This is a genomic window from Nitrosomonas supralitoralis, assembly GCF_003011925.2.
GTDB classification, from domain to species: Bacteria; Pseudomonadota; Gammaproteobacteria; order Burkholderiales; family Nitrosomonadaceae; genus Nitrosomonas; species Nitrosomonas supralitoralis.
In genome coordinates, this window is record NZ_PXXU01000005.1 from 1 (window position 1) to 25,283 (window position 25,283).

Here is a 25,283-nt window from a genome sequence, read left to right on the forward strand (position 1 = left end):
TGAAACTGGGTATATAGGTGTCGCTTCAGCGGCTCGCAAACAGCCCCTTTGAGGGGCTCCAGCGATAAGCCTCCGGCTCTGCCGGAGGTAATTTAACTTGGCAAAAGAAGTATTTCAGATTCACGGGGTGGATATACACGGCAAGGCTTTGCTACGTAAGCAACTGCGCCGCAGCGAGATGGCGAGGTTCTTTGCCAATCTGGATCCCTGCCTGATTGGCATGGAAGCCTGCGGTAGCTCACACCATTGGGCGAGAAAGCTGGGCGAATTTGGGCATACTGTCAAACTCATGTCACCCCAGTTCGTCAAACCTTATGTGAAGACCAACAAGCATGACATGGCAGATGCAGAAGCGGTTTGTGAAGCAGTGAGCCGACCCAACATGCGTTTTGTACCGATCAAAAACGTTGAGCAACAGGCCATCCTGTCGATACACCGTGCTAGACAAGGCTTCGTCAAAGCCAGAACCGCGCAGGCAAATCAGATGCGTGGTTTACTCTCTGAGTTTGGTGTTGTGATACCTCAGGGCATCCGATCCATCAACAAACGTATACCGGATATACTGGAAGATGCCGAGAACGGTTTACCAGGTACCCTGCGCAAGTTATTGGAAAGACTGAACACTCACCTCAAGGAATTAGATCGACAGGCGGAAGAGCTTGAATTGCAGATCAAGCTATGGCACAAGGAAAACGAAGCCAGTCAAAGACTTGAAGCCATTCCCGGCATTGGTCCGATCACGGCGAGTGCCATTGTGGCAACTGTGGGAGATGCTGCGGGATTCAAAAACGGAAGGCAGCTTTCGGCATGGTTCGGATTGGTTCCAAAAGCCAATGGGTGAAAAAACCCATCAATATCCTGATTAGCGGCCCAACCGGCGTTGGTAAATCCTGGATCGCTTGTGCCCAGGCAAACAAAGTATGCAGAGAAAGCCATACCGCTTGGTATCAGCGCCTGCCAAGATTGTTGCAGGAACTGCCATTGGCCAGAGGCGATGGCAGTTATGTCAAGCTGTTGGCACGTCTGGCCAAAACCGATGTCCTGATTCTGGATGATTGGGGACTGGAAAAATAAATTGCAGAACAGTGCCGTGATTTGCTGGAAATCCTGGAAGACCGACATGGATCACGCGCGACGATCATCACCAGTCAATTACCCATGGATCAATGGCACGCCATTATTGGTGATGCAACCTTGGCAGACGCCATTATGGATCGATTGGTTCATAACGCCTTTAAGATCAATTTAAGAGGAGAATCTATGCGAAAGAAACAAGCTAAATTGACAGAAACTGACTAACCAAGTAAAAATAAAAAACCTGCGTCGCTTCGCTTCGATAGGGTGGCAGCTTTTACCGATTTAGGTGGCAGCCTTCGCGTGGAATCAGTGGCAGCATTCAGTGGAATACGCATCCCGGCAATGGGCTCCTAACTTAACTGGTCTCGATCGATTCTTTTTTACCTTTCATCGATGGCATGCCAATCTGAGAATACTGGAGATCGACGAAATCAAAACGCTCCCCACGTTCCATTTCCTCGAAATGCTAATCGGCACTCTCAGGTGCGAGTATCTTGATCAGGCGGAAATGATGTGTTGGGCAAAGGCAAATATCAACGAGTACCGGTGGAAATCACATTGCCGAGATTTACTTCATACACCGATGGCAGCGTGAATTGTAATTCGCCACCTACAGGCATGCCAGCTATCTGTTTCAAGCCGCTGGTTTTGAGTAAAATGTTAGGAAAGGTCCAAATGTTACGTAGGTAATTTTCTCTTCCTGATTTTTACCCAAAGTTATTTTGGATTAGTTGTTTACTTTAAAATTGATTCAAAATTTTGATTATTTTAATAAATATAGAGGAATAAATCATGGGTATTGAAGTAAGTGGCCTTTCTGGTCTTATTTTATTAATCCTTAATGTATGGGCGATTGTTAAGGTTGTACAAAGTTCAGCGGGCACAGGAAACAAAGTGCTATGGATCGTACTAATATTGCTTCTGCCTATAGTTGGTCTTATCCTATGGTATTTTTTAGGTCCTAGATAGATAAGTGGCATCGCAAATTCAGACAGTACGTTAAGCGGTAAGTGATAATCATGCTCAACTAAAACCGTGTAATAGTAGGCAAAAAAGAGCGAGTATGCAAAAACCAAGAAGTAATCACACCCTGGAATTAAAAGCCTAAGGGGAAATAGTGAGATTACGAATGACAAGATACTGGCTGAGTTAGATGCTCGATTTGAAAGGCATCCGTATAGGATTTCGGAATTGAAGCGTGACACACCACGCTGAATGGCAAAACGCTCAATGGGTGCTACTTCGAGGACTCCTACAATGCAAAAAAAATCGCCTAGGCATTAACGCAAGATTCAGCTAAAGATATGGGAAAAATTGTCAAGTTAAGAAAGACCGCTTCTCAAAAGATAAGGCGACAGAACTATTCTCAGATTAGGGGCATTAAAACTCTTTATGAAGATTAAGAGTAAATACATAAGTTTGGTACATAGCTATCAGCCTAGTGGTGGTGATCTTTTTCATAATGATTAATATTTCAACAAACTGGCGCATTTCAACGAAATGAACGTGATAATACAAAGTATTTAAAACATGGGCATTCAGCCGAATTTCTTTTTCCAATCCTTTTTCATTTTTTTATATTTTTCGTTGGCTTCAGTTTCTTTCCATTTTGCATAAAATATTTCCGCGCTTATGGCTTTTTCAGGATCATCGGTTCCTTTCTTGTTAACTTCATAATTGTTGTCATGATTATATTTCTTCCCCCCTTGATAATTGGCGTAACGGCGCGCACGTGTGAAACCCATTTGCAAATATTTACGGGCCATATCAGCCCCTACAAATTCGTCATTATTTAAATATTTATTGAAAAGATTATATATCTTTGTACTGCTCTCATTTGCCAAATTAGCAGTTTTAAAACGCCAATGTTGGCCAATTTCGCTTTTGTATGGTTCGCAGATCAAAACATCTTGTTCGCCCTTGCCAACCCGATATTCTTCTGGTTGATTACGGTAATTAACATCATCCCTCCAAGCGTAAGATGATTTGTCAAAATGTAAATAACTTGGCATCTCATTTTTCTTCGTCATAGCTTAAAGGCATCTTCTAAAAGGTTATTTTCCTCTTTTTATAGCATAGATAAAAGCAGCGGATAATTTGCGGGTCGTCCCAGTCCACTTAACATGAAAACTTTTGACTGAAATATGTTGACTAATCTGTGTCGAATATTTTATAGAATTGAGATATGTAATGAATAGCTAAGCCTGAAACTTCGCCTAACGCTTTTTCAACCAATTGTCTGGTGTGAAAGCTCAGGGCAAATGCCCGAATTTCTTAATAATTCCTATTTTACTTAATATATTTGCGTTACGGTTGCATTACATAATTAGGACAGGTGCTATGTCATGTTTGGCTGTTTCGTTATAAATTATAGAAGTTATGATTATTGGCTTTATTTAAATGATTCAAAATGACTATGGGAAAAAACAACCTCAGGCACTTGCTAATGAACGATGGCAAATTATCAAACACCATTAACGTTTGCAAGTTAGAGCTCAAATAATTATAACGATAGGTTAGCACCCGCACAGAAGATAAAATTTACAAGCAGGATAATAATCTAGACTCCTAAGCGCGTAAGTCTTTCGCCCTTGACGCACGCGCTAATTTTATGGGCGAAACTGTATAAGATAGGAAGACGTTTGTTCTCCATCAGCCCCAACTCTTCCCGCACAGTTTCGCCCACCCTTTTATAGCGATCCCTGCCTGAAGATAAAAATGCGAAAAGTAAGTTTTATTAGTTACTAAATTATTTATGATGTTTTGTGTAACAAGAAAATATTTTTCATTGGTTTCCCAGAAAGATTTCATGCGTATCCTATTTCTTTTCGTAGATGGGAGCTACGCAGCGCTAATCAGGTATAGTTTTATACCGTTACTGAATCGAATAAAATTTTTCTATGCGCGAGTTAATTGTTTAATAAATTTAAAGATAAGTTAGTCACCGCACAGAAGATAATTAAACATGCGGGATAATTACTACTGTGATATTTCTATATTCTACTTGTATAAAAAAATCACTTCCCTTCCAAATGGCGCGTGTATATCTCCTCCCTTGATTGCACGCGCTGCCTATTTCTACGGGCGAAATTGTTTATGAAGATATCGGATTTCCTCGTTTATCCGGCACTTATTAAACAGTTTTGTCCACCTCATTTCATAACAATCTTAAAAAAACAATTTATAAATAGAAATTTGCCAGCAGACGTGAACGGGTAATCATTGACAGCAGTTAAGTCAAAAGAAAGGAAAGTCTACAGCCAAGTTGATGTTTTGCTTGTGGCAGAGTAATTTGCTAGCTGTAGCTTAAAAATAATAACTCGCATACGACAAGCTAGAGCAATGTTTTTCATGTTATTGTAGAAAAAAGAAAACAAGAAATGGATTTATTTGCTTACGCTTCAGATATCTCAGAAAACCTTTTGACCAAAGACGGTCAAGTGAATTATTACGGGCCGATTTTATCACTGGAAGAATCGGATAATTTTTTATCGAGGGTTTTGAGGAATATCGCATGGACGCCTGATGAGGCGATTATCATGAGCAACACATTTTCACCAAACGTCTTGTCGCATGGTATGCGGATTCGGCGTCTAAATTACCTATTCGAAAATCACCAGGCAAGCTTTGCCTTGGACACAGAATTTACTTGATTTGAAGGCTACTGTCGAACAGGTTAGTGGTGAGAAATTCAATTCATGTTTGCTCAATCTTTATCATGACGGCTCTGAAGGGATGGCATGGCACAGTGATGAGGAAAAGGATTTAAAGAAAGATGGTGCAATTGGTTCCTTAAGCTTCAGAGCGGTACGGAAATTTTCATTTAAGCATAAAAAGGACAAGCAGACGATTTCGCTTATGCTTGGCCATGGCAGCCTTTTAGTTATGAAAGGAACAACCCAAAACCACTGGGTTCATAGATTACCTCCATCCAAATTAGTACATACATCTAGAGTAAATTTTACATTTAGAATGATTGTAAGTAACAGCCTGGATGCGTCATGAAAATACTGTCTAGTTAATTCTCATAGTGAACCCCAACGCTGGAATTCTTGCCTTTATGCCAAGTTCACATCTAAGCCATCAAGTCTCCTTTCCGGTAATGCCAGATGACGTCCAAGTTTAATAGAGCAGGGGCGCCTAAGAATCACTTAGCTAGATCCTTTGCATGTCTTGATTCAACCATTCGTGTAGTAGTATTCGGACAAAATACTTGAGAAACTATTTGATAATTTAGCCACACGGAATGTTATAAGATATTTTTTTTAGGTGCGCCACCGTACATATTTAATTGTATGAAAACGATACTGTAATGAAATAGATTCTTTATGGAGATCAGTTGAGATTAAATGAAGAATCGAGACGTGCCCCGACAATCTAAGTAGTGGCCGAAAAAGAAAATAAATTTGTAGGCCTTTTGTAAGGGAAGTACGAAATGGTAGGACTTTTTAGCCAATGCGATTAATAACGACAGTATTTTTATTGCATATGCAGAATAAACTTTTTTAACTATTCAGTAGGAGCAATTGATATGAGTATAAGTATAGATGATGAATCCACCGGGCAAGATGATTTTACTGGAGACGATAATAATGACCATTTCCACGCAGGTGACGGAGATAATACTCTCACTGGCGGCGGGGGCGATGACGGACTTGATGGTGGGGCAGGCAATGATGTTTTGACAGGTGATTTAGGCAATGACGTTCTCATTGGCGGAGAGGGGAATGATAATCTCAACGGCGGTGAGGGCGATGATCATTTGGACGGAGGTGAGGGGGATGATATTCTCTTAGGGGATTTAGGTGATGACGTACTCCATGCGGGTGGGGGTAGTGATGATTTAACTGGTGGAGCCGGTAACGATCAGTTCAGTTTTTATGCTGCTGGTAATTACACCGTGCAAGACTTTGAAGCTTCCGCAGATTTATTGATTTTTGAATCAGATTCTACCGGTATTGATAGTCTTGAGAAATTAGTATCAGAAATTAGTAGCTTCGAAGATACCAGTGAAGGTGTTGTTGTTCATTTTGTTAATGATGTCGCATCTATCACTCTAATCGGAATACAGTCAAGTGATTTAACTGCCGACATGGTTGGCTTTTCTTAATGAACCAGCCTAAGCTTTTAAGAATACTGCCAAGTTAACTTAACCTGAGCGATAATAATGGGATCAAATATTTAGCGACACAAATACCATCGATTACCACCAAAAATCATTCAGTACGCAATGTGTACGGGTAAAAGAACGGGGAGCCTATGGTTCCAGTCTAAGGTACAGACGCAGCGATTCTTTGCGTCCATATTACTATGGTGTGCAATCTATTTAATCTTGGTCGTCATTTAGCCATTACCGAAATCTGAGACAAGGAGTCTTTGCGTTGTGGAAAAGGTACTGGTAAATTAAGGTCATTAAATTCCGTGTCTTCACCATCCTACGAAAGTTAACTTGGCAACACCCTTACATAATCAGGCTGCATATCGAGTAGCCTTCTTGCGATGGCGCTCGATTCATTTACGCGGCCTTTCAACTCCTCAAGAGAAATTAGTTCTCCGACATTTTCTATACTTGTTGGTGTTAAGCCAAGGATACCGAGAATCGTAAAAGTGCCGTCCTTGGCTTCGGTGACAGCAATTGGGCTATGTGCCACGATATTTCTAAAGGTTGTGAGCTTAAGTGCCACTTCAAATGTCACCATCGCTGCCGAATGCTTATCTTTATCCTCGCGCGGATAGTGCTTTCGGACGAAGCCGATACGCGCAGCTAAGTTATCTGAGAATATCGGCGCGCTATCACTGCCCGTGACTTTCACGATGATTGACCTGGTGGCCATTTCGATGGCCCCCATATTGAGCAAGTATCGGCCGACCATAGTTACCCATTCATCGTCCTGCGCTCCAAACAGTGGTTTGATCATGGTTGCTAACGTTGCAGGTATGTGGCGTACCGTAGGCACATCCGTTTGATCGACGGGTTAGGGGTCAGTAGTTGCTTAGGCTTGAATTTGTGCATCACTACTCCCCGATCCGAAACCGTGAAAGCATGCTTCCATCAACTGTCCAAACTGCATCGGTTCCGTCAAGAGATCGGGTAAAGAATGAACTACCGTCGGGCGCGAATGCCACGCCGATGAGTCTGTCTGATCAGCCAAGCGGGATATTTCTCGACCGGTGTGCAGATCCCAGAGCAGTGCGGGCATATCTAGGCTGGCATTAAGAAGCGATGCTGCGTCTGGTAAGAATGCTAGCGCAGTCACTGAATCTGAGTGTCCCTGCAGTTCAACGAGCAGCTTGCCAGTTGAAGCATCCCAAATCTTGGCTGTTCCATCGGTGTGGCCTGTGGCAAGTCGAGCGCCATCCGGTGAAACTGCTAATGCACTTCCCCCGGCTGATGAATGGAGGATCGCGGCTAATTGAGCAGGCAGCGTTGCTTGACCTTCCCTTAGTGTCTGTAGCACGGCTGGGCTGAACTTGGTCGGAGAATTCTGGTTGAGGAGATCTGCTGCCCACGCGCGCAAGGGATTGTCTGTTTTGTCTTTAGGCTCTTTGAGAATTGTGACGGCGAGCTTCACGTATTCTTGACTGACGCTTCGCTCGGCCAGCGAGCTTTGAATCAACCAGCCGCCAACACAAAGTACCACTGGGATTGCGATGAGCGAGAAAAGCTTAGCGATCCTCTCCGCTCCTTCCCAAAAGTTGCTTCGATTCTGGGGCGTTTCTTCAGTTTTAGGGTCGGTCATGATGTGAATCGGTGACCCCTAAATAAGACAAATCAGTTGCACAATAATCCGATGAGTTTGTCTTATAAGTCCAGTTGTATATGTTTAAGTTGTTAATATTATGTCTATTCATGGATTCAGCACTCCAAATGATGATGATAAATATGATATTCAGATGAACACTCAAAAGTGACAACATTTTACAAGAAATCAAATCAAATTCTACGTCCGAATCAAATAACTTGTCCAATAATATAAAGTGATATCGCGGTTAATTCATCGGATTCTTCAGATTCGTAATTAGGATTATCACTTTTAACAATAAAAGTACCGTTTATTTTGCGCTAAATTCGCTTAATGATTAGCTCGTTCTCTAATTGCAGTACGAATAGTGAGTTATTTTTCAAATGAGACCTTTTCACACCAGTAAGAATCAGGTCATTACTTCTCAAAGTCGGTTTCATGCATTTCAATTTAAGGGATGAACATTTGAAATGCAGAACTGTATCCCCTCAGCGTAAGTTGGACTGTTGGCAGTCTGATTAAAAAGATGTTTCAGCTCACATTGGGTTTGGTTTGAAAGCATTTTTATTGATTATCGCAATCTATTCAACGCAGAGGATTAATTACCAGTTTGAGTTCTGCATAAGTTCAGTTCGGTACTGATCGTCATTCTGCCAGCCTTGATTTCTGAGGATGTGTGTCGCTAACGATCTGATTTAGAACCTCTTGCTATGCTCTAAAATAAAAAAGGGATTAGCGTTTAAGCTAACCCCTGTTCTATTTGGTAGGTCGTGCCAGGATCGAACTGGCGACCAACGGATTAAAAGTCCTAAATTCCATACATACCCACGGATTAATAAACATTAATGTACGTAAATATAACAGTATGTTATCATTGAAGTGACATTAACGGGGTTACACGAAAATTAACAGTATTTTCTCTACAATGTAACCCCGGTGTAACCCCAGTGTAACCCCAGTGAGGAATTATGGATAATAAAATCAATTTCACCAAAATAATTATTGACGCATTGCCAACCCCAAGTCCTGGCAAGCGAGACACATATCATGATAAGGAAACTTCAGGTTTACAGCTTCGAGTTACTTCGAGCGGCATCAAAACCTTTTCAGTTTATCGACGTATTAAGGGTGGCGATCCGGAGCGGATTACTTTGGGGCGTTATCCTGATATGAAGATCGAACAGGCGAGACGTGAAGCATTAAGAATAGCCTTTGAAATTTCAGATGGCAAAAATCCGGCAGAAGTAAAGCGGGGAAAAAAGGCAGAATTAACTTTTGCTGACTTATTCTGCGAATACTTAGAACGTCATTCAAAACCAAGTAAAAGAACTTGGCGTGAAGATGAGTCGAAATATAAAACTTACCTCGAAGAATCTCTTGGCAGGAAAAAGCTATCAATAATTGATCGTAGGGATATAGCATTAATTCATAGCAGCATAACCAAAGCAGGGCATGACATTACAGCAAACCGAGTGTTAGCCTTGGTATCTAGTATTTTCGGGTGGGCAATTTCAGCAGGACTTTGGGAATTTAATCCGGCCATTGGCATAAAGCGAAATAAAGAAAAAAGTCGAGATAGATTTATTCAGGGCGATGAGTTACCACGATTCTTTGAAGCAGTCGCAAAAGAAGAAAACGAAGCAATTCGAGATTATGTCCTGATGTCATTGTTAACTGGTGCGAGACGATCCAATGTATTGTCTATGCGGTGGCAAGATATAAATTTTAATAGAGCAGAATGGCGAATTGAAGAAACTAAGAACGGCACACCTCAAACAGTGGCACTCTCACCCGAAGCTTTAGAAATATTGCAAAATAGAAAGCCTTCAGATAACGCCATATTTGTTTTTCCCGGCAGCGGTAAGGCTGGGCATCTAATGGAGCCAAAGAAAGGCTGGAAGCGAATCCTAGAGAGTGCGGGAATCGAAAATCTACGCATTCATGATCTAAGGCGAACGCTCGGAAGCTGGCAGGCTAAAACAGGCGCATCTATGGCAATCATAGGTAAATCACTCAATCACAAGAATCAAAACACCACGGCTATATATGCTCGACTTGATCTTGATCCGGTGCGTGATTCAGTCAATAAAGCAACAAGTGCAATGCTAACGGCGGCGGGATTAAAAAAATCTGCTGGTACTGTACGGATTAGACGGTCTAAAGGTGGTGATTTTGGTAAATAAAAATTGGACAATTGAAGAAGCGCAAGCAGCAAATGATGCAGTGCTGCTTGAAAGCCCTGAACGATCATTTGCCGATCCAACTTTACCACTTTCTCAATGGGCAGCATTGCATAACTTAGATAATCTACACACTCAATATATACAAGGAAACAAGTTTGCTTTGATGCAAGCAATAAGAGAATGTGCTCGTTGTGACTTAGTAATGCCACCTTGGGTGGGATCTGCCTTTAGAAAAGCTTTTGACACTATAGCGAATTATAAAAGTGACAATTGGAATGAAGTATTTGGAGATCCAATCCCTAAAGGGGCACACCTCAATGCATTAAAAAAGAAACGTAACCTTAAATATGCCGTACATTTGGAGGCCATAAATATTCTTCAAGCAGATGTGGAGCAAGCAATTGATGCGGGTTTGTTTGAAAGAATTGCGGAAAAATTTCATATTGGAAAAACTCAGGCTGAGGAATATTGCCGTGATGTGGAAAAAACTACAGGTTTTTTTCTGAGAGAAGCAAGGGCAGTTAGTCAGTTTTATGATCGCCTGAATGGACAATCCAAACCAAAGAAACGAAGAAATCCCACGAAATTGTAAAACTTTGCGGGATTACATTAACTTTCTATAAATTTAAGCTTCACGTGTTTGCTGAGAATTTTTCAGCATTAATCAAACATGAGGAAGTTTATATGCAAGCACAATCATCAATTTCAGCAGTTATCAAGAATCAATCCAGCGATCCACTATTCACACCAAAAGAAGCATCAGAATATCTAGGCGTTTCAAACGACACCTTGTCTGTTTGGCGTTGTGTTGGTCGCTATAACATACCATTTATAAAAGTAGGCCGATTAGTCAAATATCGTAAGAGTGCGCTTGATGCTTTTCTTGATAGTCGCACTCATGGCGGGGAGGTGGCTTAATGAAGAACGCCCTTCTGACAAAGGGCGCGGGTGTTAACAAATACAAGATAAATTTTAACACATTCGCGCAAAACTATACATCAATCGAGGAGCAATTTCGCCAAGCAATGCAAGCTGCTGGAATTCATTATTCTGGCAAGATTATTGCTGATGGGAAACTTCATCGATTCAGCACAAATATTAATAGAAAGGATGAAACTGGCTGGTATGTATTACACAACGATAATCTACCTGCCGGAATCTTTGGTGATTGGCGTGCAGGTCTTCGCCAAAATTGGAAAATGCTCGGGCAAGGTTACCGGCAAGTACCACAAGAGCTTATCAAGCAAATCAAGGAAGCCGAGCAGCAGCGAGGAGCAGAGATACTCCAAAAACAAGCAAAAGCAGCAAAGAAGGCCCGTTATATTTGGAGCGAATCAAACAGCCTAATAGAGCATGCCTATTTGAAAAGAAAAAGCATACAGGCCCATGGTGCGCGGTTATATCTTAATGAGTTGGTGGCAATCCCAATCTATAACGAATCTGACCAGTTAGTTAACCTTCAATTTATTAATCCCCAAGGTGAGAAACGTTTTCTTTCAGGTGCCAGAAAGCGCGGATGTTTTCATATTCTTGGCGATCTGACAGACAGAATACTGATTTGCGAAGGCTTTGCTACGGGTGCAAGCCTTTATGAAGATTGTGGGCAGCGTGTTGTCATTGCTTTTGATGCCGGAAACTTGCTACCAGTTGCACGGAATATCAAAGAGCTATCACCAGATAGTGAAGTGATTATTTGTGGTGATAACGACCTTTCAGGCGTAGGACAGACCAAAGCGCGTGAGGCGGCGTTATCTATTGGCGGTAAAGTATTAATCCCGCCTGTACCCGGTCAAGATTGGAATGATTACCTGACAGGGGGGAATCATGCTTAATTTAGATAAAGCAGAAGATCCAAACAGTAAATCATTTAATTCAAGTGACAAAGTTTTAAATAAAGTTAAAAAATCCAGCACAGGCAGCACTTCCAGCACAGATAAGGCTTTCAGCGATAATAAAGCAGCACTAAAGCAGCACCAAAACAGCATTATGCCAAACATTAACAGTGATTCATTGGTGATAGTAGTTAAAACACCTAATGGCGAGCGTGAATCTTTGCTCATTGAATCAAAAGCTGCGCTGATAGTAAAAGATTCTTTAAACGGTTTTCTTGCTCACGATATTAAATCGCAAACATGGTATAGATTTGTAGGTAGTCATTGGGAGCCGCTGGAATCACCTCAACATGCAGATGGCTTGCTTATATATTTGCTTTATAAAGGGACTGGCAAGCTTGGATTTAAACCGGCATACAAAAACGGAATTAAATTATTTGTTACCGAAGGCAACATGCTTCCATTACCACAATCTGATAAGGAAAAATTACCTTTTAGAAATGGATTACTTAATCTAAAAACTAAAAAGCTGGAATTTATAACACCAGGAAATGCGCAAACGTGGTGTTTAACTTATGAGTATATGGCTGGTGCTGATTGCCCCAATATCAAAGCATGGTTAATGCAAGCGGTAGATGGCGACATTGCAACCGTTAATTTTCTTAGGGCATGGATGGCGGCAGTATTGCATGGTTTAAATGATCTCCAAAAGTATCTGCATTTAAAAGGCAGTGGCGGCACTGGTAAAGGTGCGTTTATCCGATTACTCACAGCATTAATTGGTGAAATAAATACCGCTAACACGAGCCTGGATCAATTAGAGCAAAACCGCTTTGAAACAGCAGCGCTTTACAACAAAAGATTAGCCGTAATTTCTGATTCTGACAAATATGGCGGATCAATCAACAATCTCAAAGCAATTACCGGACAAGATCATATAAGGCTTGAAAGAAAGCACCAGCAGCAGGCAGGAAGCTTTATTTTTCAAGGTTTGGTAGTCATGGCTAGCAATGAATCTTTGCAGGTTACAGATCACACAAGTGGCTTGGATAGGCGACGGATAACAGTAATTTTCAATCGTAGAGCCAGCAACCAAGAAAAAGAGGCATGGCAAGAGCGAGGCGGTGAAGAAGCGGTTTTACATAGTGAATTGCCTGGGCTTGTTAATTGGTTGCTAGAGTTATCACTCGAAAAAATATCACAAATTATTCGTAACCCACCCGAGCGCATACGCGATGCTGATCGTGATGCAATGACTGCCACAAATCCGATTGCTGATTGGTTACTTGAATGTATTGAGCCAGATATAAACGCATGGACACAAATCGGTGATAAACGAGAAATTAGAGAGCCAGGATATGAAACAGCTTATGAAAATTCAGATTCTTGGTTATATGCCAATTTTCTTCAATGGTGCTTAAGGTCAAACAAAACACCACTTTCAGCAAGGCGTTTTAAAGATTTATTGATCCAGACTTGTGAAACGTTAGGTATTAGTGCGCATGAATCAAGGCGCGGAAGTGGCCGAGGAATTTCCGGAATTAGGATCAAATCATGATCAAAAAAAACTCAAGTGCTGTCATATTGCCGGGAAAGTGCTGTTTTGGTGCTGTAAATGCTGCCATGAAAGCCGCGCCAATGCTGGATATGCTGGAAGTGCTGCATTTTTCGCTAACTTTGTTTTGTGAGAAAAAATATGCAAACTGAAATGATCATCATTGAAGATTCTGATTGTACAACAAACGAATCAATTCAAATCGAGATGATCCGAGCCTGGCTTCATAAGATTGGAGAGCCAGAAGAAGATCATTTTATTGTACTAGATAAATGCAAGAGAGACCCTGAAGCAGTGCAGTACTTTTACAGACACGCTACAGGTGAATTTTTAATAAAATAAATGTGGAAAAATAACACATAACCGTTTTAAATCAACGTGTTATGTGTTATAATGGATAGAATACTCAACTAACGAGAGGTTGGTTTGAGTGACGAGAGCATAAGCCAAACGGGAAGTTGGTAATGTTATCGAAAAAGAATGAAATATCGAGTTCTGGATATGATTACCGAGACGGCGGTGTTCAAAACGAAATATTCATTTTGTAGCAAAAACTTTATTAATTCAAAAAGAAGGATGCTTATAAAATGAAAGAACAACAACAGCAAGACCCAATGAAAATAGTGATGGAAGCCTTCGGATCTTTCAAAGCTGCACATGACGAGAAATTCAACGGACTGCAAGAACAGGCTGACCGTTTGGAAGAGATTTTAAACCGGCCATTGAATGGTACTCCAAAGGCGGAAGTATCCCAGCCGAATCGATTTGCCGTAACTGTACAGGGTAAAAAGATTCCAGTACTGGGGCGGGAAGATCGGCTAGCGAGCTATTTTCGCCCTCAACCTTCAAATGGTGATCAGGAGTGGAGCCTTTCTGGATTTGTACGTAATAGCATGGGATTGGGACATAATAATTCTGTGCTGGAAAGGGGATCGGCAACGGTGCCTGAATTTCTAGCGAGTCAGATTATTGACAGTATACGGGCAAACAATACCCTAATTAAATCGGGTGCTCTCACTCTACCCCTAGACGGTAAAACGGCTATAGGAAGAATTGACACAGACCCTATCGCATATGCGCATGTGGAAGGTATAAGCGATATAAGCGAATCATTACCTGTATTCTCACCGATCGTGTTAGATCCTGAAATGATAGCCGTACAAATCCCATTATCGGTTGAAATTGTTGCAGATAGCGCAAACCTTGACTTGCTGTTAAGGACAAGTATCGCGGCAGCAGTGGCGAAGAAATTGGATACTCTTGGCATTACTGCATTGCTGGCTGATGCGAACATACCTGAATCAGCGGCCGGTGAAGATACTGAGACCTGGAGCGGTTTGATAGCGGCGGCAGGTAGTCATATCGCTGCAGATGGTGACTGGCCAAAGGCTGTTATTTCTAATGCTGCCGATTATACAAAGCGTATCTCTCAGCTAGCAGGAGACGGCCATTGGATATCTAAACCGCCTGAATTATTGCCAATGTCAGACTTATTCACTAGCTCTATGACTGCAGGCAAATCGATCATGGGATCGTTTGAGAAAGGTTTATTACTAGGAATGCGCCAAGAGTTACGGCTTGAGGTTGTACGCTGGCATCAGGCCGCCTCAGCTTCACATTTACTCGTAGCTTACATGCGCGGTGCTTTTTACACGGTGCAGCCAAAAGCGCTCTACAGACAGTTGAAAGTAGTAGTTTAATAACAATGCATCAACTCCTGGCCGCTAGGAGAGATTATATAAGCGGATGTGCGTTAGACGGTTAGAGTGGCACATTGACAAATAACCCCGTCATCCCGCGCTTAGACTATGCTCATTCCAGTGAGTGTAGTCTTTGGTGGCGGGAATTAAGAGGCTATGCCCCTTTCTTCAGAGTAAAAACTCAAAGTACCGCCATTAGCCTTTCTGTTACTAATCATAACCAAAAAAAGATTCAGGAACTGGGGCGGCCTTGGATCTTTAGAGTAAAAAACTTAAAGTATCGCATCGCTCCCATTTAATCACACAGTCAATTGAAGAAAAGGAGTTAGTATGGCAAGACCACGAAAACCACAAAGTTTAAAAATAGTTTCTGGTACCGCTAGAAACGACCGCCTTACTGAATCAGTTAAATTTCCACTTATTGTTGATATGCCAGCTACACCTGATTGGCTGCCTAATGCTTATGCTGTTAATGAATGGAATCGACTCGTACCGCTCTTAATGGCCAATAAATTGCTTACTGAGGGCGGCTTATCAGCTTTGGCTATACTTTGCTCGTTGCATGGAAAGATCGTCCAATTGTATGCTGCTGGTGAGTGCCCCACAGGACACCTAAGCGCACAGTATAGAAATTTAATTAATGACTTTGGATTAACACCTGTATCACAAGGAAAGGTTAAGCCATTTACTGGTGAGGGTAGACCGAATCCCTTTGCCAATAATGGTAAGCGGCCTGGTGCCTAGTCTTATAGGTTTTGATTTTACGCTAACTAAAAAAATGAAAACAAAACTACCACCTCAGATATTAAGCATGGTTAACCGTAAATCACATATTTTGGGGGTTAACTATGCAGAGCAAACGAAACAACAATTTCTCGCTGAATTAGAAAGTATGCGCGTCAATGGTGCCACATTAAAAGATCTTGAAAAGTATATAGGCAACAGACCGCCACCAATCTTTACAGGCAGAGCCATTGATTGCTGCTAAGGCAAAAGAAAGGCAGCTTTCAACATTAAAGCAGTTTACCGATCAGGCAAATTTGCCGGAACGGTCGCATGGAGAAACCAGAGACGAATTATCAACAATGTCTGGCGTGTTGTATCGGAATACTCAATGAAAGAAAGTAGCCAGAGGGATTCAATAAATCCCACTGGCTTTCGTGGAGGGGTACACGAAGCGCAAATATAAGTGCATTCTTTATATCGGCACTGGATCGAAAAATTATGCATTCAAGAGAATTAATAATTATTTTGAGATAAGTTAGCCACCGCACAGAAGATAATTAAGAATGACGGATAATTGCGACTGTGATCATTTATATTCTCGCTGTATAAAAAAAATCACTTCTCTTCCAAATGGCGCGTGTAAATCTCCCCCAAGATTACACGCGCTATTTCTCATGGGCGAAACTGTGCTATGGGTTAAAAGAAGTTTTAATCCTCCTTTAGGTTAACTCTTCCCTCACAGTTTTGCCCACCCAGCTTTATACAATTAGTAAAAATAAATTATATAAAGCAATACTTCATGCTTAAGTGAAAAATATAAGCTAAGCAAGTTAAATCACTGTTAGCTGCGATAACTAATAAAGTAGAAGATCTCCTAACGATCAAAATAGAAAATTATCAAATTCAACAACAACTTACCTAAGGAGATAAATATGATATCAGAAGAAATCCTTGACTTAATTCAATGGCCAGCCATGTTGGTTACTATCTCAGCTGCATGGTATGTTGCAGCAGAAAGAAAAGATAATCGGAATTGGGGATTTTGGTTATTTCTGCTAAGTAATTTATTATGGTTAATGTGGGCAATACCGCAAGCAGCTTGGGCCTTAGCCATTTTACAGATAAGCTTAGCAGCTATGAATATTAGAGGGGTTTTAAAGTCCAAGAAAAAGTAACACGCTCAAAAAAGATAAAAGTTTTAACCCGTCCGAGTGGCGGGTTTTGGTTGTGTGAAGCTGCCAAGGTTAACGAAAGGCAGTTACTTTGGTATTAAATTTGATGCTACAAATACTATATCGGGATATTTTGAATAACTTTAGGAATTTAAAATATATAGTTAGTAATTTGTTTTTATAGGGTTTATTTTTATAAGTATTGTTTTGTAATGTAACCCCGGTGTAACCCCAGAAATAAAAAAAGGGATTAGCATTTAACTAACCCCTTGTTTTATTTGGTAGGTCGTGCCAGGATCGAACTGGCGACCAACGGATTAAAAGTCCGCTGCTCTACCGGCTGAGCTAACGACCCAAAGCGCAGAATTATACCTGATTCAACAGCCGATATAAAAGGGTTTATCGTGTTGAATGTTATTTTAAGGATTATTCATGCCTTTTAATAATTGATATCATAAAGAATTATCCATTATTAACATTGGCTTTCGTAATTTTTCCGTGAATGTCTAATTTCAGTTTTGCGTAAGGGCGCATCTTTCGCCATCGATATTAAATTGCTTCTACGAAAAAGCCTTTTTTACTAAGATGGAGTTGTGGCGGTCAAATTATCTGCTATTTACTTAGCATCAATTATCAGTAAGTTGCATCGTAAGTGCAATTCGCTTACGTTTCTCATCAACTTCTAATACTTTGACTGAAACTACTTGACCCACCTTAACGACTGTATGCGGATTTTTGACAAACTTATCTGATAGCACCGAGATATGCACCAAACCATCCTGATGTACGCCGATATCAACAAATGCACCGAATGCGGCAACATTGGTGACGACACCTTCGAGTATCATGCCAGGATGCAGATCTTTCATCGTTTCAATGCCTGCCTTGAAAGCGGCGGTCTTGAATGTGGAGCGGGGATCTCGGCCTGGCTTCTCGAGTTCCTGCAGAATGTCCTTAATAGTCAGTAGACCGAATTGCGCATTGATGTATTTTTCCGGGCGGATCGATTTCAAAACTGATTGATTGCCGATCAATGTGGAGACATTCAGTTTTACGTCATTTAGTATTTGCTCGACCAGCGGATACGATTCTGGATGAACAGCGGAAGCGTCGAGTGGATTTGTGCCAGCGGGAATGCGCAAAAATCCGGCGGCTTGCTCAAAGGTTTTTACGCCCAAGCCTGTCACTTTCAGTAAGTCGTTACGTTTGACGAACATACCCTTGGCATTGCGATATGCGATGATGTTGTGCGCGATTTTGCTGTTGAGTCCAGCAACATAACGCAGCAAGGCCGGTGACGCAGTATTGACATCGACACCGACGGCATTGACGCTGTCTTCTATTACGGCATCGAGGGTGTGCGCTAACCGGCTTTGGTTGACATCATGCTGATATTGGCCAACACCAATCGATTTTGGGTCGATCTTGACTAACTCAGCCAGCGGATCTTGCAACCGCCGTGCAATCGAAACCGCGCCGCGTATCGATACATCCAGATCCGATAATTCTTCCGAAGCGAGTTCAGATGCGGAGTATACTGAGGCTCCGGCCTCGGATACCATGATTGAGGTCAGTTTAAGTTGTGGATATTGTTTGATTAAATCTCTGACTAGCTGGTCGGTTTCCCGCGATGCGGTGCCGTTGCCAATCGCAATCAGAGAAACGTGATGCTGCTCTGCCAATAGCTTTAAAGTCTGGATTGCACCATTCCAATCACTTTTAGGCGGATGCGGATAAATTGTCGCAGTATCTAGAACTTTGCCGGTGGCGTCGATGACAGCAATCTTCACACCTGTACGTAATCCGGGATCCAATCCGATGGTGACACGCGCACCGGCAGGTGAGGCGAGCAACAGAGCTTTGAGGTTTTGCGCGAACACCCTAATAGCCTCGGTTTCGGATCGCTCTTGCAAGCTGTTCATCAATTCGGTTTCCAGATGTGCGAAAATTTTGTTGCGCCAGGCTGAATGCACAGTATCAATCAACCAATTATCTGCCGCGCGCTTTTGATCACTAATGTTAAATTGTTGCGCGATCCGTTGTTCGCATGGATTGAGTGCCAAATTCCGATTCTTTTCCTCCAATTCGGAATCCAGCCGTAATTTCAGTTTCAAGAACCCCTCGCGCGCTCCACGCAGCAAGGCTAGTGCGCGATGTGAAGGAATTTTACTGATCGCTTCCTGATAATCATGATAACCATTGTATTTGGTGTCGCTGCTTTCTTTTTCCTTGACGGCTTTGGCGGTCAGAATGCCGTGCAAACGTAAGTATTCGCGCAATGTTTGCAGCAACGGTGCATGTTCGGCGAAATGTTCTATCAGAATATGTTGTGCGCCTTCCAGCGCCTGCACGATATCGGCTACTCCTGGGTTGTCACCTTCGTCTGTGGTGAAAGGGGCTTTCAGGTATTTGGATGCTTCGATTTTCGGATCGAGTCTTGAGTTATTTAGCAGTGCATCCGCGAGTGGCTGCAAGCCGGCTTCAAAGGCGATTTGTGCTTTTGTGCGACGTTTTTTGCGATACGGGAGGTATAAATCTTCGAGATGGGTCTTATCTTGTGCATGGGTGATCGCATCCAGCAACAGCGGAGTCATTTTGTTTTGTTTTTCAATTGCGGTGATGATGGCCAAGCGCCGTTTTTCCAGTTCACGCAGACTGTGCAGGCGTTCTGCTAATTGACGTAATTGCACGTCGTCCAATCCGCCAGTGGCTTCCTTGCGATAGCGAGCAATAAAGGGAACCGTGGCGCCGTCATCCAGTAATTGTATGGCGGCCTGGATTTGTATCAGTTTTACCACAAGCTCTGTGGCAAGTCGTTGTTCAATCGATGGCAACATAGGAGTTATCAAAATTATTGTTTAAGAAAGAATAAAATGATGGATGAGGATCCATCACACTCTGATTGGATTGTTTATTCTGGAGTTCTGGCTTGGTACAGGGCAGTCTCTAATCCTGAACCGCATTTCCAGCATAACTGAAAATTGGCCGGATTCTCCTCATTACAGGCAGGGCAGCGTATGATACCGGTTGCTGTCGGTGTTTTTTCGTAGGTTTCAATGACACGCTTACCGCGTTCGAAATCTTCTTCGCGTATGATCCAAACTTCCGGATACGCATGCGTGAATGGGATTTCACTGGTACAACCTTGTGCGTGCTGATTAAAAATTCTCGCCGGAATATAGGCGTGTTCGAGCAGATCAAGTACTATCTGCGCTTCCATCAGATGGCTGGCAGAGTAAATTTTTTTCATGCAGTGGTGATGGTAAAAACAATCAACAAGTTAATAAAAGAGTAAAACTATGTGGTTTCGAAATTTACAAGCTTATCGTATTAGCAGTGGAAATATAACACTGAATAGCCTTGAAGAGGCGCTTTCTCAACATGCATTGCAAGCTTGCATGCAAATGGAAATGCAAAGCCGTGGCTGGGTACCGCCACGCGATGAACAGGATAATTTTATTCATGCTTATGGCCAACAATGGTTGATTGCTTTGGGCGTGGAGAAGAAGTTATTACCGGCTGGAGTGATTAATCAGCACGCCAAAAACCGTATTACCCAAATTGAAAAAATGCAAGGCTATAAGCCGGGCAAGAAACAAGTTAGAGATATCAAGGAAGCCACGATTATCGAATTATTGCCACGCGCTTTTACACAATGCCATAAAACCTACGCCTGGATCGATGCGATTAAGAATCGCTTGATTATCGATACAGCGAGCACTCAGAAAGCCGATGAATTGGTTGAGGTGTTGGTTAAATCGCTACACGGCCTTACGCTGGCACCTGTGGAAACACAGGTTTCGCCTTCTGCTGCAATGACACGTTGGTTATCCGGTGATGATTTGCCTTCAGTGTTCAGTATCGATCGTGATTGTGAACTGCAAGGCATGAATGATGAGAAAGCGACCGTCAAGTATACTCATCATGTCTTGGAAACTGAAGAGACTGTGCGCCATATCCGTACGGGGAAAAAAGTGATTAAATTAGCAATGACGTGGGATAGTAAAATCTCATTTGTGTTGCACGATAATCTGCAACTGCGCCGGATTGCGCCACAGGATATTCTGAAAGAAGAGTCAACTGAAAATGCTGAAGAATTGTTTGTCAGTGATTTTGCAATTATGACCGGCGAACTAAGTCAACTTATTAGCGAAATAATTGATGCGTTAGGAGGTGAAGATTTAAGTTAGGATATCGCTAGTCATGAAAATTCTGTTATTTAGACGGTGGATGGCTAGCGATACACTTAATCTATCTGATTTGATGATAGCTTTATTTAGATTTGTCTTTGATTCCAGATAGTATGCCTTGAGTAATTTTACTGATAAATTCGGTTGTTTTTTGCGCCAGAGTAGCTCCGGTCTCTAACTGAGATTGCCCAACCGCTGCAATTTGTTGTGCGAAAATGGCCAAGGTTTCTTTTAATTGCGAGCCTACTGTAGTTCCGTTATTTTTTGCATGATGACTTAAGTCGAGCAGGATCTCTGAAACCACCCCTTGCGCTGCTGTACCGGTACGATGCAATGTATCGAGGAATAGGCTTTCCAAGCCTTCGAGGTCGGAGCGTGTGCGCTTCAACTCGGTTTCAGAAAATTTCTTGGCCTGACTTGCTGCTTCTTGAACAGCTAGCTTGGAAGCTTCGGCAAATCCAGCGAGCGCAGAATCGAGCCCTGCAACAGCTTCAGTAATTTGTGATTTTGCAGCCTGAGCTTGATTGGATGCATGCAGTAGCTGATGTGTTGCACCGTCCTGCACACCATCCATTACCGCGGTGATAATTCGTTGCAAGGATTCCAGATCGACATGTTTTGCATTCATGGCTTCCAGGGTTAGCCGATGCACGGTTTCCTTTATATGAGTGCCATTGGCGATCGCTTCACGAACCTCATCCTCAAGTAATTTAAGATCGTTGTCATTGCCAGACGGGTTGCTAGATTGACCAGTATGTTCATTTTGCATGATGATACTTCCTATAAGAAGAGTGAATCGTTGTGCTCAGTTTTCATTTTGCGCCGCTACTCCCGAGTTGGTCAAGACCATTCATATAGGGACGCAAAACTTCCGGTATGGAGATGGTCCCATCCGCATTCTGGTAATTTTCCAATACAGCTACTAACGTGCGACCGACGGCTAGACCGGAACCATTTAATGTATGTAGTAACGTTGGTTTGCCATTAGCATTACGAAAGCGTGCTTGCATGCGGCGAGCCTGGAATGCTTCACAATTGCTGCAGGAGGAGATCTCTCGATAAGTATTTTGAGCCGGCAACCAAACCTCAATATCATAAGTTTTTGCTGCCGAGAAGCCCATATCGCCGGTGCATAAGGCCATGACTCGGTATGGTAGTTTCAGTTTCTGCAGAATCTTTTCCGCATGGCCGACCAGTTGTTCCAGTGCTTCGTAGGATAGATCCGGGTGAACGATATGTACCAGCTCTACTTTATCAAATTGGTGTTGGCGAATCAGACCGCGCGTATCTCGTCCATAGCTACCGGCTTCAGAACGGAAGCAGGGCGTATGCGACACATATTTGAGCGGAAGTGATTGCAGCGGCACGATCTCATCACGAACCATGTTAGTAATCGGCACTTCTGCAGTGGGAATGAGATGATATTCAGGTAAATTTGCCACTGTGGAAGGTTCTACGACCCCGGCGCTGACGGCAAATAAATCTTGCTCAAATTTGGGGAGCTGCCCCGTGCCGCGCAGGCTTTCCCGACTTACCAGATAGGGTACATAGGTTTCGATGTAACCATGCTCCAGTGTATGTGTATCCAGCATAAATTGAGCCAGCGCCCGATGTAAACGTGCAAGTCCGCCTTTCATCAAGCTAAAGCGTGCGCCACTGAGTTTGGCAGCGGTTTCAAAATCCAGTAGTCCCAGGCCTTCGCCGAGACTGACATGATCCTTAATATCAAAATCAAATTGGCGCGGATCACCCCAGCAGCGAATTTCCACATTGTTTACCTCATCTTTACCTTCAGGTACGCTGTTATGCGGCAGGTTAGGAACTTCAAGCAGTATTTTCTGCAATTCATATTGAATTTGCTCCAAATGATTTTCCGCTTGCTTCAATTCATCACCTAGATGCGCTACCTCAGCCATAATCTCTGAAGTGCTCTCTCCTTTGCTTTTAGCATGACCAATTTTCTTTGATGCTGCATTACGCTGCGCTTGCAGTTCCTGAGTCTGGGTCTGAATGACTTTGCGTTCTGCTTCAAGGGCATTAAATGCTTCGACAGGAAAGATGTAACCTTTTTTGGCAAGCTGTCGGGTAATGTTGTCCAGATCGGTGCGTAGTTGTTGAATTTCTAGCATGCAAAAACTCCAAAATAATCGGTATTAATTGAACTTATAGCTTACGCTTTGCTTGTTTATCTAAATTTCGCAAATGGGACAATTTTTCTTGAATTTTTTGTTCTAGCCCGTAAGCTGTCGGTTGATAGAAACTCACTTCGGACATTTCATCTGGAAAATAATTTTCACCTGCTGCATAGGCCTCCGGGCAATCATGCGCGTAGAGGTAAGTTTTTCCATAGCCGATATCTTTCATCAGCTTGGTGGGTGCATTACGCAGGTGCATCGGGACACGACGCGATTTGTCCTGGGCCACCAAGGAGCGTGCTTTCTTGTATGCCAGATAGGCGGCATTACTTTTCGGCGCGCAGGCCAAATACAAGGTGGCTTGTGCCAGAGCCAGTTCGCCTTCCGGACTGCCTAGCCGCTCATAAGTCTCACAGGCATCCAATGTTAAGTGCAGAGCACGTGGATCAGCCAGACCGATGTCTTCAATGGCCATACGAACCAATCTTCGCCCGATATACAGTGCGTCGGCGCCACCATCCAACATACGGCATAACCAATAGAGCGCTGCATCAGGTGAAGATCCACGAACGGATTTATGCAGCGCGGATATTTGATCATAAAACTCGTCGCCGCCTTTATCAAAGTTGCGTGAATTACGTGATAAGGCGTTGAGAACGATATCTTTGCTGATTTGCGTAATGGATTCGGTTTTAGCTGCAGTGTAAATTTGTTCCAGCAAATTCAGTAAACGCCGGGCGTCACCATCAGCAAATTCGATCATTAAATTCCGTGCTTCATCGGAAAATTGCAAATTAATCAGCATAAAATTTTGAGCACGCTCAAACAATTGGGAAAGTTCTTGCTCAGACAAAGCGGTGAGAATATAAACTTGAGAGCGCGATAACAGCGCATTGTTAATTTCAAATGATGGATTTTCCGTGGTGGCACCGATGAAAGTAATTAAGCCTTGTTCTACGTACGGTAAAAAAGCATCTTGTTGTGATTTATTAAAGCGATGCACTTCGTCGACAAAAAGAATAGTATGTCGATCGGTTTGTTGTAGGGCTGATTGAGCTTGTTCGATCGCACTGCGAATGTCTTTGATGCCTGATAGTACAGCAGATAATGCTATGAATTCACAATTGAATTCTGTTGACATGAGGCGTGCTAGTGTGGTTTTCCCGGTTCCTGGCGGGCCCCATAAAATCATGGAATGCGGTTTACCCGATTCAAACGCCAATCGCAGTGGTTTTCCTGTGCCTAGCAGATGGTTTTGACCGACGAGGTCGCTTAGTTGTTTGGGGCGTAGCAGTTCTGCCAGGGGTGCTTTCGGTGCGTTGGTCGAAAAAAGACCTGCATCATTCACTGATGACGTCCGCATTGTCCGGAGGAGTAAATTGGAATAAATCTGCGGGTAGAGTAGGGTTTTTATCTAACTCCGAAAATGACAATAATGTTGTTTGCCCAAAACTATCCCGTAATGCCATGAACTTGAGCATACCCTCTCGAGTGAACCCCATTTGGATGAATTCAAAAGTGCTTTCCTTGCTTTTGGGAATTGCCTCGAGCCATTCAAGTTCGTTTTGTACACCTAGTTCAATCAGTTCGAAATTATCTTCTATCGTACTGCTACCGGCGAGTAATGCGGCCGGACTGCTGCCGATGGCGATGTTGAATTGGCGTACGGTCACCTGATTAAGATCATGATCATAAAACCAGACTTGCGTGCCGTTGCCAACAATTAGTTGCTCATAAGGTTTTTCGTAGACCCATCGGAATTTTTCAGGGCGCTCGAATTGCATGGTACCTGTTGATTCTTGGATGGCGCGAGAATTTTTATCATATAGTGTTTGTGAGAAGTTTGCGCGGACTGTGCGAGTTTCCTGGATAAAAGTTTTCAGGCTGTTAATAGCGGTAGCTTCAGTCAAAGTCGGCATCAGACAGCATAACAGCAGGAAGAACATGGAACAGCTTAAACGGGTCATAAG

26 protein-coding genes, 1 tRNA gene and 2 pseudogenes are annotated in these 25,283 nt (G+C 42.7%); 19 read left to right on the forward strand and 10 right to left on the reverse strand.

Annotated features, from left to right (window positions below):
• Positions 1 to 97 precede the first annotated feature (97 nt).
• The 4 genes and pseudogenes from C7H79_RS02305 to C7H79_RS19385 form a co-directional block, all read left to right on the forward strand.
• Positions 98 to 829 (forward strand): annotated as a pseudogene (locus C7H79_RS02305) (IS110 family RNA-guided transposase); the annotation flags it as partial.
• Positions 823 to 1,299: pseudogene (locus tag C7H79_RS02310) on the forward strand (ATP-binding protein); the annotation flags it as partial. The pseudogenes C7H79_RS02305 and C7H79_RS02310, both read left to right, overlap by 7 nt.
• A gap of 100 nt (positions 1,300 to 1,399) precedes the next feature.
• A complete protein-coding gene (locus C7H79_RS17620; RefSeq protein ID WP_147383554.1) occupies positions 1,400 to 1,672 on the forward strand; it encodes a hypothetical protein in 273 nt (90 codons plus the stop codon).
• Positions 1,673 to 1,869: 197 nt separating this feature from the next.
• A complete protein-coding gene (locus C7H79_RS19385) occupies positions 1,870 to 2,046 on the forward strand; it encodes a PLDc N-terminal domain-containing protein (RefSeq protein ID WP_106705688.1) in 177 nt (58 codons plus the stop codon).
• Between the two features lie 569 nt (positions 2,047 to 2,615).
• On the opposite strand, the gene C7H79_RS02320 is transcribed toward C7H79_RS19385, so the two are convergent.
• Complete coding sequence (locus C7H79_RS02320; protein WP_106705689.1) at positions 2,616 to 3,107, reverse strand: DUF4385 domain-containing protein; 492 nt, start codon at positions 3,105 to 3,107, stop codon at positions 2,616 to 2,618.
• A 1,350-nt stretch (positions 3,108 to 4,457) separates the two neighbouring features.
• Here C7H79_RS02320 and C7H79_RS18375 point away from each other — a divergent pair.
• The 3 genes from C7H79_RS18375 (at position 4,458) to C7H79_RS02330 (ending at position 6,187) form a co-directional block, all read left to right on the forward strand.
• Positions 4,458 to 4,730, forward strand: a complete 273-nt coding sequence (locus tag C7H79_RS18375; protein WP_197714579.1) for a hypothetical protein — start codon at positions 4,458 to 4,460, stop codon at positions 4,728 to 4,730.
• Entirely contained in the window at positions 4,705 to 5,082 is a 378-nt protein-coding gene (locus C7H79_RS18380; RefSeq protein WP_197714580.1) for an alpha-ketoglutarate-dependent dioxygenase AlkB family protein, read from the forward strand. Before C7H79_RS18375 ends, C7H79_RS18380 begins: the two co-directional genes overlap by 26 nt.
• Before the next feature lie 526 nt (positions 5,083 to 5,608).
• Entirely contained in the window at positions 5,609 to 6,187 is a 579-nt protein-coding gene (locus C7H79_RS02330; protein WP_106705690.1) for a calcium-binding protein, read from the forward strand.
• A gap of 334 nt (positions 6,188 to 6,521) precedes the next feature.
• On the opposite strand, the gene C7H79_RS02335 is transcribed toward C7H79_RS02330, so the two are convergent.
• Together C7H79_RS02335 and C7H79_RS02340 are read right to left on the reverse strand one after the other, a co-directional pair.
• Positions 6,522 to 7,034 (reverse strand): hypothetical protein, encoded by a 513-nt coding sequence (locus C7H79_RS02335; protein WP_147383555.1) that lies wholly within the window; start codon positions 7,032 to 7,034, stop codon positions 6,522 to 6,524.
• 36 nt (positions 7,035 to 7,070) lie between these two features.
• Entirely contained in the window at positions 7,071 to 7,817 is a 747-nt protein-coding gene (locus C7H79_RS02340; RefSeq protein ID WP_106705692.1) for a WD40 repeat domain-containing protein, read from the reverse strand.
• Between the two features lie 971 nt (positions 7,818 to 8,788).
• Here C7H79_RS02340 and C7H79_RS02345 point away from each other — a divergent pair.
• From C7H79_RS02345 to C7H79_RS02385, 11 genes are all read left to right on the forward strand, one after another.
• Positions 8,789 to 10,003 (forward strand): tyrosine-type recombinase/integrase, encoded by a 1,215-nt coding sequence (locus C7H79_RS02345; RefSeq protein ID WP_106705693.1) that lies wholly within the window; start codon positions 8,789 to 8,791, stop codon positions 10,001 to 10,003.
• Positions 9,993 to 10,595 (forward strand): hypothetical protein, encoded by a 603-nt coding sequence (locus tag C7H79_RS02350; RefSeq protein ID WP_147383556.1) that lies wholly within the window; start codon positions 9,993 to 9,995, stop codon positions 10,593 to 10,595. Before C7H79_RS02345 ends, C7H79_RS02350 begins: the two co-directional genes overlap by 11 nt.
• A gap of 92 nt (positions 10,596 to 10,687) precedes the next feature.
• Positions 10,688 to 10,921, forward strand: coding sequence for a helix-turn-helix domain-containing protein (locus tag C7H79_RS02355; RefSeq protein WP_106705695.1), 234 nt, complete (start codon positions 10,688 to 10,690; stop codon positions 10,919 to 10,921).
• Entirely contained in the window at positions 10,921 to 11,835 is a 915-nt protein-coding gene (locus C7H79_RS02360) for a toprim domain-containing protein (protein WP_106705696.1), read from the forward strand. Before C7H79_RS02355 ends, C7H79_RS02360 begins: the two co-directional genes overlap by 1 nt.
• Positions 11,828 to 13,393, forward strand: coding sequence for a DNA primase family protein (locus tag C7H79_RS02365; protein ID WP_106705697.1), 1,566 nt, complete (start codon positions 11,828 to 11,830; stop codon positions 13,391 to 13,393). Before C7H79_RS02360 ends, C7H79_RS02365 begins: the two co-directional genes overlap by 8 nt.
• On the forward strand, positions 13,390 to 13,542 hold the full coding sequence (locus C7H79_RS17825) for a hypothetical protein (RefSeq protein WP_172592328.1): 153 nt from the start codon (positions 13,390 to 13,392) through the stop codon (positions 13,540 to 13,542). Before C7H79_RS02365 ends, C7H79_RS17825 begins: the two co-directional genes overlap by 4 nt.
• Positions 13,532 to 13,732, forward strand: coding sequence for a hypothetical protein (locus tag C7H79_RS02370; RefSeq protein WP_147383557.1), 201 nt, complete (start codon positions 13,532 to 13,534; stop codon positions 13,730 to 13,732). The genes C7H79_RS17825 and C7H79_RS02370 overlap by 11 nt, the downstream gene beginning before the upstream one ends.
• A gap of 245 nt (positions 13,733 to 13,977) precedes the next feature.
• Positions 13,978 to 15,090, forward strand: a complete 1,113-nt coding sequence (locus C7H79_RS02375; RefSeq protein WP_106705699.1) for a phage major capsid protein — start codon at positions 13,978 to 13,980, stop codon at positions 15,088 to 15,090.
• Positions 15,091 to 15,420: 330 nt separating this feature from the next.
• A complete protein-coding gene (locus C7H79_RS02380; RefSeq protein ID WP_106705700.1) occupies positions 15,421 to 15,834 on the forward strand; it encodes a hypothetical protein in 414 nt (137 codons plus the stop codon).
• Positions 15,835 to 15,868: 34 nt separating this feature from the next.
• A complete protein-coding gene (locus tag C7H79_RS17625) occupies positions 15,869 to 16,078 on the forward strand; it encodes a hypothetical protein (RefSeq protein WP_147383558.1) in 210 nt (69 codons plus the stop codon).
• Between the two features lie 670 nt (positions 16,079 to 16,748).
• A complete protein-coding gene (locus C7H79_RS02385) occupies positions 16,749 to 16,991 on the forward strand; it encodes a hypothetical protein (protein ID WP_106705701.1) in 243 nt (80 codons plus the stop codon).
• A 276-nt stretch (positions 16,992 to 17,267) separates the two neighbouring features.
• On the opposite strand, the gene C7H79_RS02390 is transcribed toward C7H79_RS02385, so the two are convergent.
• The 3 genes from C7H79_RS02390 to C7H79_RS02400 all read right to left on the reverse strand — a co-directional run bounded on the left by C7H79_RS02390 (position 17,268) and on the right by C7H79_RS02400 (position 20,238).
• Positions 17,268 to 17,343, reverse strand: a tRNA-Lys gene (locus tag C7H79_RS02390).
• Positions 17,344 to 17,614: 271 nt separating this feature from the next.
• Positions 17,615 to 19,825, reverse strand: a complete 2,211-nt coding sequence (locus C7H79_RS02395) for a Tex family protein (RefSeq protein WP_106705702.1) — start codon at positions 19,823 to 19,825, stop codon at positions 17,615 to 17,617.
• A gap of 74 nt (positions 19,826 to 19,899) precedes the next feature.
• Entirely contained in the window at positions 19,900 to 20,238 is a 339-nt protein-coding gene (locus C7H79_RS02400; protein ID WP_106705703.1) for a putative signal transducing protein, read from the reverse strand.
• Positions 20,239 to 20,287: 49 nt separating this feature from the next.
• On the opposite strand from C7H79_RS02400, the gene C7H79_RS02405 reads away from it, so the two are divergent.
• Entirely contained in the window at positions 20,288 to 21,178 is an 891-nt protein-coding gene (locus C7H79_RS02405; RefSeq protein ID WP_106705704.1) for a recombination-associated protein RdgC, read from the forward strand.
• An 82-nt stretch (positions 21,179 to 21,260) separates the two neighbouring features.
• On the opposite strand, the gene C7H79_RS02410 is transcribed toward C7H79_RS02405, so the two are convergent.
• Genes C7H79_RS02410 through lolA form a run of 4 tightly spaced genes read right to left on the reverse strand, consistent with a single transcriptional unit; the run spans position 21,261 to position 25,280 of the window.
• Positions 21,261 to 21,947, reverse strand: coding sequence for a DUF6781 family protein (locus C7H79_RS02410; protein ID WP_106705705.1), 687 nt, complete (start codon positions 21,945 to 21,947; stop codon positions 21,261 to 21,263).
• Between the two features lie 43 nt (positions 21,948 to 21,990).
• Positions 21,991 to 23,307, reverse strand: a complete 1,317-nt coding sequence (gene serS, locus C7H79_RS02415) for a serine--tRNA ligase (protein ID WP_106705706.1) — start codon at positions 23,305 to 23,307, stop codon at positions 21,991 to 21,993.
• 34 nt (positions 23,308 to 23,341) lie between these two features.
• Positions 23,342 to 24,676 carry a replication-associated recombination protein A gene (locus C7H79_RS02420; RefSeq protein ID WP_106705707.1) on the reverse strand — a complete coding sequence of 445 codons (1,335 nt, stop codon included), beginning with the start codon at positions 24,674 to 24,676 and terminating at the stop codon, positions 23,342 to 23,344.
• Positions 24,654 to 25,280, reverse strand: coding sequence for an outer membrane lipoprotein periplasmic chaperone LolA (lolA, locus tag C7H79_RS02425; protein WP_106705708.1), 627 nt, complete (start codon positions 25,278 to 25,280; stop codon positions 24,654 to 24,656). The genes C7H79_RS02420 and lolA overlap by 23 nt, the downstream gene beginning before the upstream one ends.
• Positions 25,281 to 25,283 lie beyond the last annotated feature (3 nt).

Excerpts from the sequence above, each read along its gene's own strand:
- C7H79_RS19385 (WP_106705688.1), top strand. The coding sequence starts at position 1,870 with ATGGGTATTGAAGTAAGTGGCCTTTCTGGTCTTATTTTATTAATCCTT.
- C7H79_RS02320 (WP_106705689.1), bottom strand. The coding sequence starts at position 3,107 with ATGACGAAGAAAAATGAGATGCCAAGTTATTTACATTTTGACAAATCA.
- C7H79_RS18375 (WP_197714579.1), top strand. The coding sequence starts at position 4,458 with ATGGATTTATTTGCTTACGCTTCAGATATCTCAGAAAACCTTTTGACC.
- C7H79_RS02330 (WP_106705690.1), top strand. The coding sequence starts at position 5,609 with ATGAGTATAAGTATAGATGATGAATCCACCGGGCAAGATGATTTTACT.
- C7H79_RS02340 (WP_106705692.1), bottom strand. The coding sequence starts at position 7,817 with ATGACCGACCCTAAAACTGAAGAAACGCCCCAGAATCGAAGCAACTTT.
- C7H79_RS02345 (WP_106705693.1), top strand. The coding sequence starts at position 8,789 with ATGGATAATAAAATCAATTTCACCAAAATAATTATTGACGCATTGCCA.
- C7H79_RS02355 (WP_106705695.1), top strand. The coding sequence starts at position 10,688 with ATGCAAGCACAATCATCAATTTCAGCAGTTATCAAGAATCAATCCAGC.
- C7H79_RS02360 (WP_106705696.1), top strand. The coding sequence starts at position 10,921 with ATGAAGAACGCCCTTCTGACAAAGGGCGCGGGTGTTAACAAATACAAG.
- C7H79_RS02365 (WP_106705697.1), top strand. The coding sequence starts at position 11,828 with ATGCTTAATTTAGATAAAGCAGAAGATCCAAACAGTAAATCATTTAAT.
- C7H79_RS17825 (WP_172592328.1), top strand. The coding sequence starts at position 13,390 with ATGATCAAAAAAAACTCAAGTGCTGTCATATTGCCGGGAAAGTGCTGT.
- C7H79_RS02370 (WP_147383557.1), top strand. The coding sequence starts at position 13,532 with ATGCAAACTGAAATGATCATCATTGAAGATTCTGATTGTACAACAAAC.
- C7H79_RS02375 (WP_106705699.1), top strand. The coding sequence starts at position 13,978 with ATGAAAGAACAACAACAGCAAGACCCAATGAAAATAGTGATGGAAGCC.
- C7H79_RS02380 (WP_106705700.1), top strand. The coding sequence starts at position 15,421 with ATGGCAAGACCACGAAAACCACAAAGTTTAAAAATAGTTTCTGGTACC.
- C7H79_RS17625 (WP_147383558.1), top strand. The coding sequence starts at position 15,869 with ATGAAAACAAAACTACCACCTCAGATATTAAGCATGGTTAACCGTAAA.
- C7H79_RS02385 (WP_106705701.1), top strand. The coding sequence starts at position 16,749 with ATGATATCAGAAGAAATCCTTGACTTAATTCAATGGCCAGCCATGTTG.
- C7H79_RS02395 (WP_106705702.1), bottom strand. The coding sequence starts at position 19,825 with ATGTTGCCATCGATTGAACAACGACTTGCCACAGAGCTTGTGGTAAAA.
- C7H79_RS02400 (WP_106705703.1), bottom strand. The coding sequence starts at position 20,238 with ATGAAAAAAATTTACTCTGCCAGCCATCTGATGGAAGCGCAGATAGTA.
- C7H79_RS02405 (WP_106705704.1), top strand. The coding sequence starts at position 20,288 with ATGTGGTTTCGAAATTTACAAGCTTATCGTATTAGCAGTGGAAATATA.
- C7H79_RS02410 (WP_106705705.1), bottom strand. The coding sequence starts at position 21,947 with ATGCAAAATGAACATACTGGTCAATCTAGCAACCCGTCTGGCAATGAC.
- serS (WP_106705706.1), bottom strand. The coding sequence starts at position 23,307 with ATGCTAGAAATTCAACAACTACGCACCGATCTGGACAACATTACCCGA.
- C7H79_RS02420 (WP_106705707.1), bottom strand. The coding sequence starts at position 24,676 with ATGCGGACGTCATCAGTGAATGATGCAGGTCTTTTTTCGACCAACGCA.
- lolA (WP_106705708.1), bottom strand. The coding sequence starts at position 25,280 with ATGACCCGTTTAAGCTGTTCCATGTTCTTCCTGCTGTTATGCTGTCTG.